This window comes from Actinomyces slackii (assembly GCF_900637295.1).
Taxonomy (GTDB): domain Bacteria; phylum Actinomycetota; class Actinomycetes; order Actinomycetales; family Actinomycetaceae; genus Actinomyces; species Actinomyces slackii.
On the sequence record NZ_LR134363.1, the window covers coordinates 2,849,085 to 2,865,388 of the forward strand.

The 16,304-nt window shown below is 70.9% G+C and carries 10 protein-coding genes and 2 tRNA genes; 6 read left to right on the top strand and 6 right to left on the bottom strand.

The window, feature by feature from the left end:
• Positions 1-165: 165 nt before the first annotated feature.
• Positions 166-690 carry a hypothetical protein gene (locus EL266_RS11745; RefSeq protein ID WP_051281434.1) on the top strand — a complete coding sequence of 175 codons (525 nt, stop codon included), beginning with the start codon at positions 166-168 and terminating at the stop codon, positions 688-690.
• A 68-nt stretch (positions 691-758) separates the two neighbouring features.
• Here EL266_RS11745 and EL266_RS11750 read toward each other — a convergent pair whose 3' ends face one another.
• The 5 genes from EL266_RS11750 to EL266_RS11770 all read right to left on the bottom strand — a co-directional run bounded on the left by EL266_RS11750 (position 759) and on the right by EL266_RS11770 (position 6,020).
• Positions 759-1,394, bottom strand: a complete 636-nt coding sequence (locus tag EL266_RS11750) for a single-stranded DNA-binding protein (protein ID WP_084501138.1) — start codon at positions 1,392-1,394, stop codon at positions 759-761.
• 160 nt (positions 1,395-1,554) lie between these two features.
• Positions 1,555-3,036, bottom strand: coding sequence for a GTPase (locus tag EL266_RS11755; protein ID WP_026427978.1), 1,482 nt, complete (start codon positions 3,034-3,036; stop codon positions 1,555-1,557).
• Positions 3,033-4,628: a GTPase gene (locus EL266_RS11760; RefSeq protein WP_026427979.1), complete on the bottom strand. Its 1,596-nt coding sequence runs from the start codon at positions 4,626-4,628 to the stop codon at positions 3,033-3,035. Before EL266_RS11760 ends, EL266_RS11755 begins: the two co-directional genes overlap by 4 nt.
• A gap of 361 nt (positions 4,629-4,989) precedes the next feature.
• Positions 4,990-5,544 (bottom strand): DUF2335 domain-containing protein, encoded by a 555-nt coding sequence (locus EL266_RS11765; protein ID WP_084501140.1) that lies wholly within the window; start codon positions 5,542-5,544, stop codon positions 4,990-4,992.
• A 400-nt stretch (positions 5,545-5,944) separates the two neighbouring features.
• A tRNA-Arg gene (locus EL266_RS11770) sits at positions 5,945-6,020 on the bottom strand.
• A gap of 199 nt (positions 6,021-6,219) precedes the next feature.
• Here EL266_RS11770 and EL266_RS11775 point away from each other — a divergent pair.
• Positions 6,220-8,937 (top strand): ATP-binding cassette domain-containing protein, encoded by a 2,718-nt coding sequence (locus EL266_RS11775; RefSeq protein WP_026427982.1) that lies wholly within the window; start codon positions 6,220-6,222, stop codon positions 8,935-8,937.
• Positions 8,938-9,049: 112 nt separating this feature from the next.
• On the opposite strand, the gene EL266_RS11780 is transcribed toward EL266_RS11775, so the two are convergent.
• Positions 9,050-11,542 carry a serine/threonine-protein kinase gene (locus tag EL266_RS11780; protein ID WP_026427983.1) on the bottom strand — a complete coding sequence of 831 codons (2,493 nt, stop codon included), beginning with the start codon at positions 11,540-11,542 and terminating at the stop codon, positions 9,050-9,052.
• A 143-nt stretch (positions 11,543-11,685) separates the two neighbouring features.
• On the opposite strand from EL266_RS11780, the gene orn reads away from it, so the two are divergent.
• From orn to EL266_RS11800, 4 genes are all read left to right on the top strand, one after another.
• Positions 11,686-12,375: an oligoribonuclease gene (gene orn / locus EL266_RS11785; RefSeq protein WP_084501156.1), complete on the top strand. Its 690-nt coding sequence runs from the start codon at positions 11,686-11,688 to the stop codon at positions 12,373-12,375.
• An 84-nt stretch (positions 12,376-12,459) separates the two neighbouring features.
• Positions 12,460-12,535, top strand: a tRNA-His gene (locus EL266_RS11790).
• Between the two features lie 184 nt (positions 12,536-12,719).
• Entirely contained in the window at positions 12,720-14,588 is a 1,869-nt protein-coding gene (gene wzy / locus EL266_RS11795) for an O-antigen polysaccharide polymerase Wzy family protein (RefSeq protein WP_126412352.1), read from the top strand.
• On the top strand, positions 14,585-16,288 hold the full coding sequence (locus tag EL266_RS11800) for an O-antigen polysaccharide polymerase Wzy family protein (RefSeq protein WP_084501146.1): 1,704 nt from the start codon (positions 14,585-14,587) through the stop codon (positions 16,286-16,288). Before wzy ends, EL266_RS11800 begins: the two co-directional genes overlap by 4 nt.
• Positions 16,289-16,304 lie beyond the last annotated feature (16 nt).

A 16,304-nucleotide genomic window follows, 5' to 3' on the forward strand; every position in this document is an offset into this window, starting at 1 on the left:
CAGACTCCCGTCCACCGTAGGCGCCGCGGTCGGCTTTTCCGGATATGACACGCCCTAATGCGGTGTGTGCTACGCCGTTGAGGGGACACTGTGACCGTTCCGTTGCCCCGCCCCGGTCCCCAGCGCTCACCTCAGGCGCCCGGCCCGGAGCGCTAACCTGCGGCCATGAGCGAGTCACCCGCCGGTCCTGCGCCTGACGAGCCCCTGGTCGACCAGGGGTCCTGGGCGCGCTTCACCCCCTCCCTGGAGCGGCTCCTCGACGGCCAGGGGCAGTCATCTGGCTCAGGCGCCCAGGAGGTGGTCCTCATCGCCCCCCTCCCGGTGATCGATGCTCAGGACCTGCCCCGAGCCCGCGGCCTGGGCGATCTGCTGCGCCGCCGAGCGGCCCTGCCCTCCCCCGAGGCGCCCCGAGTCGTCCTGGCGGTGCGGGCCATAGGCGTGGAGGTGCGCCTGCCGGGCCATGACGACCAGGGCAGGGCCCTTCTGGGGCGGGCGCAGCGCAGCGCGCTGCAGGCCCTGGGGTGGCAGGGAGCCGAGAGCCTGACGCGCACCGATCCCGATCCCCTCCATGCCGCTGAGGCGGTCACCCGGGTCCTCATCGAGGTCCTCAGGGTCGCCCACCCCGCGGACCTGGAGTGCCGCGCCGTCCCGATGGCCCACGGCGCCCAGGCGGCGCGGCCCTCCGCCTGAGCCCGAGACAGCCCCGGAGCCGACCCGTGGCACGGGTCCCTGGGCACAGCCCCTGGCCGCGCGGGCGCTCAGAACTCGGCTTCGTCGTCGGCCACCTCATAGGACGCCAGCTCCATCGGCTCGGGCGGGTGGGGAGGCTCGGGCAGCCCGGGATCGGGCAGTGGGCTCGGGGACCCCGGCGCCACCGGCGCGCCCAGTCCCTCAGGCGAGACCGTGGGAGGCGGGATCACCGGCAGGGGACCCGGTCCAGCGGGCGACGAGGCGCTGGCAGGCGCCGATGGCGACGGGACCGCAGGCTCTGAGGAGGTCTCCTGCGGGGCCTGGCCCGTCTCGGGGCGCGGCTCCGACCTGACGCGCAGGAAGCGGGTCTCCCCGCGGGTCAGGTCATGGCCCGCGGACTGCAGGGTGATGACATTGGTGCTGTGGGTGCCGTTCTGGGAGGTCCAGGACTCCTGGGCGAGCCTGCCCGCCAGCAGCACAGGATCGCCCTTGTGCAGGGAGGCGGTGATGTTCTCGGCGAGCCTGCCCCAGGCCTTGGCGGTGAACCACTGGGTCTCCCCATCCTGCCAGCCCTTGTCGGTGCGGTAGGTGGGGGTGACCGCCACCCGGAAGCGGCAGTAGGGGCGGGGCTGGTCTCCCACGCGGGAGAGCACGGGGTGGGTTCCGACGACACCCTGGAGGGTGAGGTCGAGCTGGCGGGTCATGGCGGTGCTCCTTCCGATCGCCGGGCCGGCGCCATGCCGGACCGATGGCACCACCGTGCACACCGCCTGACCCGCCGCGCAGGAGCGGGCTGCGCCGCCTGTGGACAGGCGCGGAACCGGGCAGCCTGTGGTGCCCGGCCCACCGCGGAGTAATGCGCGCTCAGACCCCCAGAGCGGCCTGAAGGCTGCGGTGATGGCTCAGCACCTTGGAGGCCGGTGAGCTCAGGCCCCGATCGACCACGGCGCCCACCCGCTGGCCCACCTGCTCCCGGTAGCGGGTGGCCTCCCGCTTGGCGTGCATGCGGCGGCGCATCATCGCCACGCCTGCGGCGATGAGACCGGCGCCTCCCAGGACCGCGGCGATCACGAGCCCCGAGCCTCCCCGCACGAGGATCGTGCCGGCCCAGGCCAGGGCCGCGACCAGGAGCGTCAGGCCTCCCCACCACAGGAGGTCGATCAGCGGCTCGCGGTGCCCGGGCAGTGGCACCGAGCTGACCGCCTCGGCAGTCTGCCCGGCCAGGCGCTCCGGGGTCATCACCGTGTTCTCCAGGCTCTGCTCCCATGCCGGAGGCAGGCCATCGGCGGTGTGGCGCACCCACGCCGAGTGGGCGGCCTTGACCGCGCTGGAGGCCGGGGGCTCGGGCCGGGCCAGGGCCCGGGGGATCATCCGGGACAGGCTGGCGCGCAAGGAGTCCTCCACCGCCCTGGCCCCCGAGGCGCGCAGCAGGGCAGCGGTGGCCACCTGGGCCGCCGCGGGGTCGAGCTCGATGCGGCGCTGGGCCACCGTGGGCCTCAGTCGCGCGGTGATGGCGTCGAGCTCGGCAGAGGCGGTGCGCGCCGCATTGGACTCCCGGGCCACGCGCTGGCGCAGCAGGTCGCGCACCTCGTCGAGGTTGTCCCCCCGCACAGCCGAGACCGGCAGGACCTGGACACGGGTCAGGCCGTCCTGGACCAAGAGGGCGTGAACGTCGTCGAGCAGGGTCTGCCTGCCCGACTCCGGGAGGGTGTCGATCTGGTTGACCAGGACGAGCATGTCCTCCTGGCGGGCCCCAAGACCCCGCAGATAGCCCTCGTGCAGGGCGGCATCCGCGTACTTCTGGGGATCGACCACCCACACCAGGATGTCGGCCAGGGGCACGAGCCGATCGACCTGCAAGGAGTGCTCGGTGGTCACCGAGTCGTAGTCGGGCACGTCCAGGAGCACCAGGCCCTCCATCCCGTGCTGGCTGGCGGCCTCCAGCACGGTCTCGTGCTGGATGCGCCGCTGCGGGGAGACCCCCAGGAAGTCCAGGAGGGCCGTGGCGGCGTCGCCCCAGGTGCAGGCCGCCGCCCGCGAGGTGGTGGGGCGCCGCGCGCCCACGTCGGCGAAGTCCAGTCCTGTCAGGGCGTTGAACAGGGATGACTTGCCGGAGCCGGTTCCTCCGAAGAGCGCCACAACGGTGTGGTCCACCCCCAGGGCGAGCCGATCGGCGACGGCGTTGAGAGACTCCTGAGCAGGAAGGGACAGGGATGCGGGGACCTCGGTGGGACAGGAGGCCAGTGCCTGGCGAATGCCGGCCAGGCGCGCCTCCAGGTGCGCGGCGTCGAGCACGGCGGGCTCGTGGGAGGTCAGGAGGCTGGATTCGGAATCGGCTTGGGTCATGCTGCTGCTCCGGGACGGGTGAAGGGCTTGAGCTCGCCTGCGCGCAGTCGCAGTGCAGCGGCGAACCCGGGGGCGGGCGCGAGGGAGGCGGCCGCCCCAGGAGGAACAGTAGCGGTCAGCGCCTCCTCCACGGCCTCCATGAGCAGGGATCGGGCCTCCTCCCACTGGCTCTCGATGCCCAGGCGGCGCACCGCCCCCACCGCGCCCTCGACCCCGCTGGCCGCGGCCACGAGCAGGTCGACGGCGCCGGCCTGGGTCAGGCCCTTGGGGGCGGCCTGCGCGTGGGCCCCCAGGTATCCGGCCCAGGACTCGACAGTGGTGCCGGCAGGATCGCCCTGACCCAGGAGCCTGCCGCTGTAACCGCCGGCCCCCGCCTCCTGCCAGGCCTGCTCGACCCTTTGCAGCAGACCGAGGGTGGCGGCCTGGAGCTGGGCGGCCAGGGCCTCTCGGGCCTCCTCGGCCAGGACGGCCAGCCCCTGGGCGCGAGCCTTCTCCGCGCGCCCCAGGAATCCGCGGCGCAGCCGGCCGCCCTGGGCCAGGGAGGCCAGTGGCCCGCCGGCGGAGGCCAGGGTGAGCCAGCGGGTGGCTGTGGCCCCCTCCCCGGCCGATCCCCTCCGCAGATCCATGCGCAGGCGCTCAACCGCGACCCGTCGCAGGGAGGCGCTGGCCTCCTCCAGCTCCTGGGCGGCGGCGCGCTGGGCATCCACAGCATCGGCCAGGGTGGCCAGGTCTGCCCGCAGCGCCGTCCACACGCCCTTGCCGGTGCGCCGCACCAGGCCGGCAGCGCGATGGCGGCCCGCCAGCAGCTGGATCCAGTCGCGCAGCTGAGCCATGGAGGCGGTCGGGAGCAGGCCCTCGTGGGGGCCGGCGTCGGGCACGACGAAGAAGGGGGACTCCGACAGGCCCAGCCCCTGCAGCCGGGTGGTCAGGTCGCGGCGCACCTCGGACAGGATGGTGGAGGGGACGCGGTTGAGCACCACGGCGATGGGGGTCTCGCGCCGGGCCGCCTCCTCCAGGGTCACCCAGGGGGTCTGGTCGCCGTAGCGGGCGGCGGTGGTGACGAAGAGCCACAGATCCGCGGCATCCAGGAGCCTGCCCGCCAGCGCCCGGTTGGCCTCATGGACGGAGTCCAGATCAGAGGCATCGATCAGGGCCAGGCCCGCCGGGATCGCCTCGGAGACGACCTGCTCGCAGACCTCCCGCAGGGGGTGCTCCGCCAGGGACTCCTGATCCTCGGGGTTGACCACCAGGACGGGGGTGCGTGTCGTGGGCCGCAGGACCCCGGCGTCGGAGACCTCCTGCCCCAGGACGGAGTTGACCAGGGTTGACTTGCCGGCTCCGGTGGAGCCGCCGACCACGACGATGGAGGGGATGTCGGCGTCCTGGAGGCGGGGGATCACCTGGTCGCGGACCTGGCCGATCAGGGTGGTGCGCAGGCTGCGGGCGTCCTGGACTCCCTCGGCGCGCAGGGACAGGTCAAGGTGCTCCAGGTCGCCCACCAGGTCGGTCAGGACGTCGAGGAGCTGGGCACGGGACAGGGCCGAGACAGGGACGTCTTCCTCGGCGCGGGTCGGGGAAGCAGGTACGGGCATGCCCCAACCCTAGAAGCACTTGCCCAGGATGTGGAGTTTGAACGATGAACTCCCGCGCGCCGCGGCGCGATCGGCAAGTCGCGTAGAGCGATGCCGCCATGCCCCGGGCCGCTCAGGGGTCGACGAGGCGGCCATCAGAGCACGTGCGGAGTGCTAGGAGCGAGACCTCGACGACAGGCCCCAGATCACCCCGCGGATGACCCTCGGCATCACCGAGTTGGACGACGCAGCACTCGGTCTCAGTGGCCGCCTGACTTCAGCCACCAAGAGCACGAAAGGAGGCCCTTCACCACCCATCCGGGTGGTGAAGGGCCTCCGACCTCCGAAACGAGATCGTCGGCGAGCTTACCGGGCCAGGCCGCTACTCGCTCTGCTTCTTGGAGCGTGTAGCCGTGATGATCTGTGGGCCGATGGCGAATGCTGTCGCCAGCCCAGTCACTGCTGCTGAGGCGGATTCGCCGGCAACGAGGAGGCCAATCGTGGCCGCGCCCAGTAGCCACGGGAAAAACGCGACCGCCCAGGCGGCCCCGAGGAAGGCTCGGGCCTCTGCCTTCGTCGTGGTCCTCTGGTTCTCGATCTCGGCGGCATGAGCCTTCTCAGCCATGGCGAGTATCCGGTCGGCCGCTCCAGGCAGGGCCTGCTCGTAGCCCAGGAAATGCCCTGGCGGAGGCAACGGGCCTATGTGCGTGTACGTCAGCGAGGCCGCCGAGTAGGCCGCTCCTCCTTCATCGCCAGACGGATGGACTCCCCCACCCGATTCCAGGAGCTCTTCGCCACGCCCTGCCTGGGAGTCCGGATGCTCCTGTAGTTCTCCACCGTTGGGTTCAGAGCCAGGCGCGCTCCCCTTCTGCTGCCCGACCGTACTGCCTCCAGCACCGGGTTCATCAAGGCTCGCCCCCTCATCATCGTGGATCATGGGTTCTCCTACTGTATGTGGTCGGCCTCTCCGTTGTGAAGCCCAACGAGAGCCTCATCGCTCGCAGGCGAAACGTGCCATCTGATGTGCAGCGAGAGGACCGGAGCCGACAGGAGGGACGGCTCATGATATCTGGTGTGCCGGGTGACCTCGAAGGAGGTGCGCACCTCGTTGATCTGCTCGGGTGTCATCGACTCGAGGTCGTCGCGCGTAAGTTGAGTGACCGAGCCGATGGCGTCACCGCAAGCGCGGGCACGTACTTGGGGGGCTTGGAGGCTGGCATGCTGAAGGCGGCTTGGCTGCCCGGAGCATTACGCTCAAGTGGGCTGCCCGCCGCCTTCGGGCTCATTGTATCAGTTCTTGGAGATCCCCGGCTTCCCCTGCGATCACGGGGAAGCGCTGGTGCCCCCGGCCGGACTCGAACCGGCAACCTGCGGATTAGAAGGCCGATGCTCTATCCATTGAGCTACGGAGGCGTGCGCCGTGGCGCCGGCCCAGACTACGGCATGCCAGACGCCGCCGCACCGCCCCAGTACCACCCATCGTGGGATGAGGCGCCCCGGCGCCCCTGTCCCGACGGTGCCCGCTCCCCATCCTCCACGCCCCCACCTGGCAGCGCGGCCGCCAGTATGGTTAGAAGGCACAGCCCCGCCCCGACGTCCCGGAAGGACTCCCGTGGTTCCCACTGCACTGGTCGTGCGCCTGCTGTCAGCCCAGGCCTCCAGCGAGCCCCAGACCTTCACCGAGGCCTTCACCGTGGGCCGCGCCCCCGATAGCGGGGTGCAGATCATCCACCCGCTGGTCTCGCGCACCCACCTGCGCCTGACTCCGACGCCCACGGGCTGGCAGGTGACCTGTCATGGTCGTAATGGCATGCTCGTCAACGGCGCAGTCACCCGCGAGGCGCTCATCACCGCTGGCACGCGCATCCAGCTCGGCGATGCCTCAGGGCCCGCACTGGGGCTGACCCCCATCGCCTCCCAGGCCCCTGCCCAGGCGCCCCAGAGCATGGCACCCCAGGGGATGGCGCCCCAGGGCGCGCCAATGCCCGGACCCGTGGCCCTGGGTCCTTCTCCGGCGTCGTCCGTCCCCTACCAGGGCCGGCCCCAGCAGGGCACTCCGCCCCCCATGCCATCCCCGGGCACCCCGGCGCCCGGGGCCACGATCCCGGGGCCGCCGATGCCCGCCCCGCCCCAGGGCGCGCCGGGCGGCATGGCGCCCTTCAACCAGGCCCCCTACGCCACCGTTCCGGGAGCGGCTCCCGGCCACTCCCCCATGCCCCCGAGCGCGCCGTCGGCGCAGTCGGCCAGCTCCGGCGCCTTCCCCTCCTCGCACCACACCGTGAAGTCCTTCAAGGTCACCTCCGGAACGATCGGCCGCGCCCCGGACAACGCCATCGTCCTGGATGACCCGCTCGTCTCCAAGCACCACGCCCGGATCGACATGACCCCCCAGGGACTGACGATCACCGACCTGGGCTCGACCAACGGCATGTACCTGGCCGGGCAGAGAGTCCCGAATGTGCTGGTCACCCAGCCGGTCGTGGTCGGCCTGGGCTCGACCTTCGTGTCCTTCAGCCCCGATGGCACCAGCGAGATCCAGGTGGCCGGCGGTGCGGGAGGCGAGCTGGTGGGCAAGGACCTGACCTTCAAGGTCAACGGCGGCCAGCTCACCCTGCTGGACGGGATCTCCTTCTCCCTGCCCGGCAACGAGCTGCTGGCCGTGGTGGGACCCTCCGGGGCGGGAAAGTCCACCCTGCTCAAGGCACTGACCGGCGAGCAGAAGGCCCAGGAGGGCCAGGTGATCTTCGATGGCCTGGATGTCTACGAGCACTACCCGGTCATGCGCAACAAGATCGGCGTGGTCCCCCAGAACGACGTGGTCCACGCCGCCCTGACCGTGCGCCAGACCCTGGAGTACGCCGCGGAGCTGCGCTTCGCCAAGGACGTGTCCAAGGCGGAGCGCAAGCAGCGCATCACCGAGGTCCTGGAGGACCTCGACCTGACCGCGCATGTGGACAAGCGCGTCAAGAAGCTCTCCGGCGGCCAGCGCAAGCGCGTCTCAACGGCGATCGAGCTGCTCACCCGCCCCAGCCTGCTCTTCCTGGATGAGCCGACCTCCGGCCTGGACCCCCAGCTGGACCGCGATGTCATGGACCTGCTGGCCTCCCTGGCCCACGGGACCCGCCCCGGCGATACGGGCCGCACCGTGGTGGTGGTCACTCACAACGAGAATCACATCGACCGAGCGGACAAGGTGCTCATCCTGGCCGCCGGGGGCCGACCGGTCTACTACGGCTCCCCGCGCGAGGTCCTCCCCCACTTCCGCCAGCGCCTGGCGGAGATCGCCTCGCGGGGCCAGCTCCTGCTCAACGCCCCCAAGGGCACCCTGCCCGATCCTCCCGCCGTGGACGGCTACGCCGATGTCTACGCCCTGATCCGCAATCACACCCCCGAGCTGCGGGCATACCTGGAGGCCACCGTGCCCTCGACCCGCCGAGGCGGGGCGGCGCCCTCCACCCAGACCAAGGCCCCCGAGCAGAAGGGCACTCGCAAGCAGTCAGGGCTCCGCCAGATCTCCACCCTGGTGCGACGGCATCTGAGGATCGTGGCGGCCGACCCCTCCTACCTGGCCTTCATGCTGCTGCTGCCGGTCATCATGGGCCTGCTGACCAAGGTGATCGAGGGCGATCACGGATTCGCCGTCCCCGACTACCCCGACCCCACCCCCCAGGCCCCGGTCGTCTACTCCTCCCAGGCGCTCCAGCTCCTCATCATCCTCATCACCGGGGCGGCCTTCGCCGGCATGGCGGCCACGATCCGCGAGCTGGTCGGGGAGCGGGACGTGTTCCTGCGGGAGAAGGCCGTCGGGCTGAGATCGGGCGCCTACCTGATCGCCAAGTCCATTGTCCTGGGGCTGATCACCACGGTGCAGACCGCGATCATGGTGGGCATCGCCCTGGCTCTCAACGATGGGCCCGACGACGCCGTCGTCGTGGGCATCCCCGAGCTGGAGCTGGCCCTGTGCTGCTGGGTGGTGGCCTTCGTCTGCGGCCTGCTGGGACTGGCGGTCTCCTCCTTCGTCTCCTCCTCCGAGCAGGTCATGCCGGTGCTGGTGGTGACGATCATGGCCCAGCTGGTCCTGTCCGGCGGGATCGTCCCCGTCGAGGGCAGGGCGGTCTTCGAGCAGCTGTCCTGGTTCATGCCGGCCCGTTGGGGCTATGCGATGGCCGCCTCCACGGTGGACATGCTGACGATCCTGCCCACGCGGGACGATGCGCTGTGGGATCACACCTCCAAGCAGTGGCTGACCAACCTGGGGGTCATGTCCGGCCTCGGCCTGGCCTGCATGACCGCCTGCTTCATCGGCCTGGCCCGGCGAGGACGGCGCTGAGCGACGACCCTGCCGCGCGGCCCGCCCCGGACTCGGGGCGGGCCGCGCGGGCGCTCACCGCCCCGGTCATGACCCGGGTGCCGGCCACGGGGCGGATCGCCGCCCTGGGCGGTCACTTCTCGCTCAGGGAGACCACGGCGATGTCAGAGGGGTTCGCGCCGTGGGAGACGATGAGCCGGCCGCCCTCCTCCGTGGGGGCCACGCCCCGATAGGTCCCCGCCGCCTTCCACACCACTGAGCCGTCATCCAGGGACAGCCCGAGAACCGATTCGGTCTGCGCATCGCTGGGCTCACCCACCTGCGCGACGAGGATGTCGCCGCCGATGATGCCCAGGGGCTTGATGAGGCAGGTCTGCCCCTCACTGCGCTTCGGGATCTCCAGCGCCTTGCCCTTGGCCGTGGCCGTGCAGGCGTGGATGTCGACGGCGACCTCCTCGACCCCGTTCGGTCCGACGGCGTAGTGGGAGGAGGGGCGGGCGCTGCTCGCCCTGTAGGCCTCGGCGAGGGCCTCGGGGCTCAGCGGCGTGGAGGTGGCCACGTTCACCGTGCCGGAGAAGTCCCCCGTGATGGTCTGCGTTGTCGTGCCCTCGGCGTCGTAGATGGTGGCGCCGTCCTTGGTCAGGCGGGCGAATGCCTGCGTGCTCAGGGTGAGGTCGAATCCCCCGGGCGGGCTGCCGGCGCCATCGTCGGAGAAGTCCGGCTCCTCGTCGCGCACCGAGGTCAGCACTGCGCCCGTCTGGGCCGATAGGACCTGGATCGCATGGGACTCGCTCTCGTAGGTCAGGACGAACCCGTTGCGGACGATGCCCTCGCTGTACTTGCCATAGGCCCTCCAGGCCTCCTTGCCCTCGGCGTCCAGGGCGATGAGGTCGCCGTCGAAGACATCGGCGTCGACCAGGATGGTGCGCTCCTCGGCTGCGCCGATCAGCGTGGACTCGCTGGGGCCGGGAACCGCGGAGGTCGAGCCATCACGGCTCACCAGGACCCGCTTGTCACCCGACTGGGTGCACAGGAGTGCCTCGGAACTCCAGAAGGCGGCCTCGGAGCACTCCCCGCTCCAGACCGAATCCGTCGCGGCGGCGCTCAGGTCGTAGAGCGACCATGTGCTGCCCGACTCTCCCGCGAGCATGCTGCCGTCGGGGGAGATGCGCAGCTCGGAGATCTTCGAGACGCGCATGTCCTCACGGGCCCGGCTGGCCTCGGGAAGGGAGATGAGCCATCCTGCCTGGACCGAGCCCTGGTCCCGGTAATGGCGCCACAGCAAGAACCCGCCGGCGGCCAGCGCGATGACGAGCACGACCGCCAGCGCTGGGATCCACAGGCGCCTGCGCCTCCTGCGGCCCCCGGGCGCAGCGGCGGCAGCCGGCGCCGGGGACCCAGGCGCCATGCCCGAGGAGATGGCCAGGGGTCCCTGCGTCGGGGGTGGGAGCGGCCCACCCGGCATCGCGCCGTCGCCGATCGCCGTGGGCGGGGTGGCGGCGGGCAGGCCGGAGAGCTGGGCGGACAGCGTGGGGGCTGTCGTGCCCGCCACGGTCGCGGCCCACGGGCCAGACGGAGTGCCAGGAGCAGTGCCGACAGGACTGCTCGGCGCACTGGCCGGGCCGGCGGGGGCAGGCGCGCCGCCGGGGGCCGGCTGGTCCCAGTCGTAGGGCGCCTGGGAGATGGCCGACTCCGGAGGCGCGGCGAGCACCGGGGCTGCGGGCAGCCCTGCGAGCTCCGTCTGAAGCGCATCGAGTCGGTGGATGACCGCCTCAAGAGGAGGACGGGCACTGGGATGCTTGGCGAGCATGGCGGCGACCACCTCCCACAGCGCATCGGGCACGCCCTGGGGGCGCCCCGGGTCGCGCCGCGCGTGCTGGGCCAGCAGCCGCGCGGCGTCCCCGGTGAAGGGAGTGGTTCCACACGCCATCTCATAGAGCATGATGCCCAGGGAGTAGATGTCCGCGGCCGGGGTGGGGGCCTGGACGGAGAGGATCTCCGGGGCCATGTACAGCGGGGTGCCGATCACCCCGGTGGCCTGGGCGGAGGTGAGGGTGTCGCAGATGCGGGCCACGCCGAAGTCCGCCACCTTGGGGATGAGGAGGCGGCGCTGCCCTCCCATCTCGAAGCCGGAGGACACCAGGGTCTGGACTCCTCCGGCCTCCTGCCCGGCCCAGCCTCCTGCCGAGGCGAGCAGGATATTGGCCGGCTTGACGTCGCGATGGACCACCCCGGCCTCATGAACGGCGGCCAGCCCCTGGGCGATGCACGAGCCGATGGCGGCCAGGTTGGCGGGCTGGAGCGAGCCCTCGGCGCGCAGCAGGTCGCGCAGGTCCCCGCCGTCGACGTAGTCCATGACGATGGCGAAGGTCGCGCCCTCGATGACGACGTCCCGGATCGCCACGACGTAGGGGCTGCGGACCCGCAGCAGGGTGGAGCGCTCCTTGATGAAGCGCTCGACGACGTCGGGGTTGTCCACCAGATCGGAGCGCAGGATCTTGAAGGCCAGGGGCTCCTCGGAATCCACCCGCCTGCCATGCCACACCTCCCCCTGCGCCCCGGCGCCGACCGGGGCCTCCAGGAGGTAGGAACTGCCAAGGCGGTAGGGCGCAGGACTGTCAGTCATCGGAAACTCCGCTGAGGTGTGGCAAGCAGGAAACGGTCGGCAGGGCGACCATACCGCCGTTTCGCCGAGCGCAGGGCCGCACCCGCGCTCCCCTGCCGGGCTGGCCCGTTCCGGCGCTAGACTCAGCGCCCGTGAGCCGACAGATAACGACCTCCGACCCTCTGGTGTGGATCGACTGCGAGATGACAGGCCTGGACCTGAGCGCCGACGCTCTGATCGAGGTTGCCGTCATCGTCACCGACTACGAGCTCCAGCCCCTGGGCGAGGGCATCGACCTGCTCATCAAGCCCCCCGCCGCGGCGATGGAGCGCATGGACGACTACGTGCGCTCGATGCACACCTCCTCCGGGCTGCTCGATGAGCTCGATGGCGGGATGAGCCTGGATGAGGCGAAGGAGGCGGTCCTGGCGCATGTCACCTCCCTGGTGCCCCAGGCGCGCACCGCTCAGCTGGCGGGCAACTCGGTGGGCACGGACAAGGCCTTCCTGGCCCGGGACATGCCCGAGCTCATCGAGCACCTTCACTACCGGGTCGTCGATGTCTCCTCCATCAAGGAGCTGGCCAAGCGCTGGTACCCCCGGACCTTCTTCCAGTCCCCCGCCAAGGCGGGCGGCCACCGCGCCCTGGCGGACATCCTGGAGTCCATCGATGAGCTGCGCTACTACCGGGCGGTCCTCTTCCCCTCCGGCGAGGGGCCCAGCTCCGATGAGTGCCGCGAGGCGGCCGCGGCCATCACGGCCAATCCCACCTCCCGTGCGTTGGAGGCGCTGAGCAAGGGAGGGACGCCTGAGCAGGGGGCCGACGGCGCTTCGGCGACCGCCCACCGCCCGTGACGTGATGGAGTGCACGGGGGCCGGTTTGGTTGGCGCGCCGCTGAGCCGATACAGTACCGACTCGTTGCGATGGTCTCGCAGATGGTGGCTGTAGCTCAGTCGGCAGAGCGCCTGGTTGTGGTCCAGGAGGTCGCGGGTTCAAGCCCCGTCAGCCACCCCACGTCGTCGGGTCTCGGATATCACGAGGATCCCAAGGCCCTGCGTGTCCATCTCCCCATTGCCTGACCTCGTCGCGCCGTCCCTACAATGGAGGGGAGCGCGGGTTGATGCTACCGGCTCGATGAGTGCTCAGCGTCACTCCCCTGCCGTGCATCCTGCCCATGCCTGAACCGAGGAGAATCATCATGGCTCCGTCGCTCCTGCAGGCCGCCCCCGCCGCAGGCAGCGCGGTCACCCCGGGCGCCCCGACCGCGGCGAGGCCGAAGGCGCCGGTACGGCCAGCACGGCCAGCACGGCCCCAGGCGGCGGCCGCCTCAGAGCCCCAGATGCCGGCTCAGAAGCCTCAGGCGCCCCGAGCCTCCCAGCGCCTCACGCCCACCGGCCGCCCCGGCCCTCGGGGCGCGCGGGCCTTCGCCGTCGTGGCCAGCAACCTGGCAGTGGCGACGCTGGCCCTGGCCGGCGGATCGGACTGGCAGTGGGCCTGCCTGCTCCTGGGCTGGCTCAACCTGTTCCTCGTCTGCGTGATCTGCCGGGCCAGGACGGTCTACTTCTGCGCCTTCCTCCTGTCCTTCTTCATCCTCCTGCTCTCCCAGGGAACCTTGGAGAGGATCTTCGGTTACGTCTCCGAGCGCGAGGAGCCTGCGGCCCATCCCGAGACCATCATCATCCTGGCCCTGGGGCTGGCCGCCACCGCCGTGGGCTACGCCGCCCCCATGCTGCTTCGCCTCGCCCCCCGTCGCCGGCCGATCAACTCACCAAGCCGCGCCGCCTGGGCGGTCACGGCGCGCCGTCGGGCCGAGCGCCGCCTCGGCGATGCGGCTCGCATCAGGGCCGCAGCCCTGTTCGTCGTCATCGTGAGCTTCCCTCTGAGCGCCCTGTGGCTGGCCTCCATGATCGCCACCACAGGAATCGCCAGCTACCAGTCGATCTACACCGCTGACTACATCGAGCAGAGCTCGGGCGTGCTGCGGCTGGCGGGGCTGTACTGCTCGGACATCGCCTTCGTCGCCTTCCTGGTCTTCCTGGCCACCATGCCGTCGCGCCACGAGATCATCCTGCCCACCACCCTGCTCACGGTCATCAAGGGGCTCTACCTCCTGGTGGGCGTGCGCAAGGAGTTCACCGTCTTCGCCATCCTGGTGATCTGCTACATCATCATCCGCCACCGGATGGAGCCCCACGCGGGCTGGGTCACTCGCCGGGCCGTGGGGGTGACCTCCCTGGGGGCCATGGCCGTCGTGGTCCTGCTCACCGCCCTGGAGTCCCTGCGCGGGCGCGGCAGCTCGGCCTCCATCCTGGAGTTCTTCTACAACCAGGGTGTCTCGGTGCGCGTCATCGACAATGTGGTCGCCTACGGCGTCTACCTGCCCGAGCAGTTCTACCTCGCCGAGTTCGCCCACTCCGGGATCATCGCCAGAGTGCTGGGGTATCCGATCCTTCAGGGCAACTCCCTGGAGCGCGCCGAGGCCGGCGGATCCCTGTCCCACTCATTGTCGCGCCTCACCCTGGGGGATGAGGCCTATCTCAGCGGGGTGGGCTCGGGAACATCCTTCCTGGCGGAGGGCTACGTCCAGTACGGCATGGTCGGCGTGCTCGCCGTGGCACTGCTCATCGGCCTCGCCCTGCGCTACGTCGACGACCTCGCCCCGGACTCCTACCGGGCAAACGCGGTGCGCATGCTCATCGCCCCCTCCCTGATCTGGGTTCCGCGGGGAACGACCACCGAGTTCATCGGCATGCTGGTCGAGCCGCCCACGCTGCTGACCCTGGCCGGCATCGCCGCCCTGGCCGCCCTGGCCCGCGTCAGGCAGCAGGCCGCGGCGACGCGGGGCCGTCTCGCGCAGGTGCCGCCTGAGCGCTGCTCCCAGCCGGAGCTGTGGACGCTCACGGAGCACCACGTTAATATGCCGCTGTTTGACCCGCGCCCCTTGTGCCATGTGCACAACCAGGGATCCGGTATCGCGGCGCGCGACCCGAGGAGCACAAGCATGCGGGCCCCGCCGAGCGGCAACCCTGCTTCGGCCCCACCCCACAAGGAGAGGCAATCACGATGACCCCGCCACCGCTCACCGCAGTCGGCGGAGCATCTGCCCAGGCCGCACTGCCAACAGCCTCGAGCACCGCACCGAGCAGCACTGCCCAGGACGCTCAGGGCCCCGTGATCCGGGAGGAGGCGCCCGACGTCGCACCGCGGGCTCTCGGGCGCCGGCCGCAGCGCGAGGAGCCGGCCCCCCGGCGCGCCGGCCCGCGGGGCTCGCGCGCCTTCGCCGTCGTGGCCAGCAACCTCACCCTGGTCATGCTCATCGTGGCGGGGGGCGCGGACTGGCACTGGGGAGGCCTGCTGCTGCTATGGCTGAACCTGTTCGTCGTCTGCGCGACGATACGCGCCAGAACCGTGTACTTCTGCGGCTTCCTCATCTCCTTCTTCATCCTGCTGCTCTCCCAGGCGACCCTGGAGCGGGTCTTCGGCTATGACTCGGGCCACGAGGAGCCCGCCGCCCACCCTGAGACCATCACCATCCTCATGGTCGGACTGGTCTCAGCGGCCGCAGGGTACTTGCTCATCGCGCTGATGGGCCGGCTGCGCCTGCGCGCGGCGCTGGCCGCCCGACTGGGCCGCTCCCGGGAGGCGCTGACGCTGGCCGCCGGCCGCCTGGCCGCCGGCCGCCTGAGCGTTGGCGCCGGGGCCTCCTCCCACATCAGGTCGGCGGCCCTGCTGCTGGTCCTGCTCACCTTCCCGATGTCGGCGCTGTGGCTGATCGCAACAATCGCCACGACGGGGATCGCGAACTACGAGTCGCTGTACACCACCGAGTACGCCGAGCAGAGCTCGGGGATCTTCCGACTCCTGGGGAGCTACTCCTCCGAGGTGTGCTTCATCGCCTTCCTGGTCTTCTTGGCCACCATGCCGCCGCGCAAGGACATCGTCCTGCCCACCGTCATGCTCACCATCATCAAGGGCCTCTACCTGCTGATAGGTGTGCGCCGGGAGTTCACCGTCTTCGCCATCGTGGTCATCTGCTACATCATCCTGCGCAACCGCCTCGAGCCCGAGGCCGGCTGGCTCACCCGCAGGATGGCGATCATCACCTCCGTGGGCGCGGCGGCGATGGCCGTCCTGTTCACGGCCATGGAGTCCCTGCGCGGGCGCGGCAGCTCGGGCTCGATCCTGGAGTTCCTCTACAACCAGGGCGTCTCGGTGCGGGTGGTCGACAATGTGGTGGTCTACGCGGACCGTCTGCCCGAGCAGCTCTACCTGGCCTACTTCGCGCATTACGGGCTGGTCGGCAGGCTGCTGGGCTACCCCTCCCTGCAGGGCAACTCGGTGGAGCGCGCGGAGATCGGGGGATCCCTGTCCCATTCGCTCTCGCGCATCGCCCTGGGGGACGAGGCCTATCTCAGCGGCGTGAGCACGGGGACTTCCTACCTTGCCGAGGGCTACGTGCAGTACGGCATCGCCGGGGTCATCCTCGTCTCCCTCATGGCCGGGGCGGCCCTGCGGTACGTCGACGGCCTGGACCACAGGTCCTACGGCGCCAATGCGCTGCGACTGCTCATCGTTCCCTCCCTGATCTGGATGCCGCGGGGCCCGGCCACCGATTTCATCGGCATCTTCTTCGAGCCCACCACCCTGATGGCGCTGGTCGCCATCGGCGCCATCGCCTGGTTCATCCGAGGCAGGACCGCCACGGCCGCCTCACCCTCCGCCACTGCGCACGTCACGACGGCGCGACTCGCCCCCCAGGGCGCCTGACCCCACCGCCTTCACG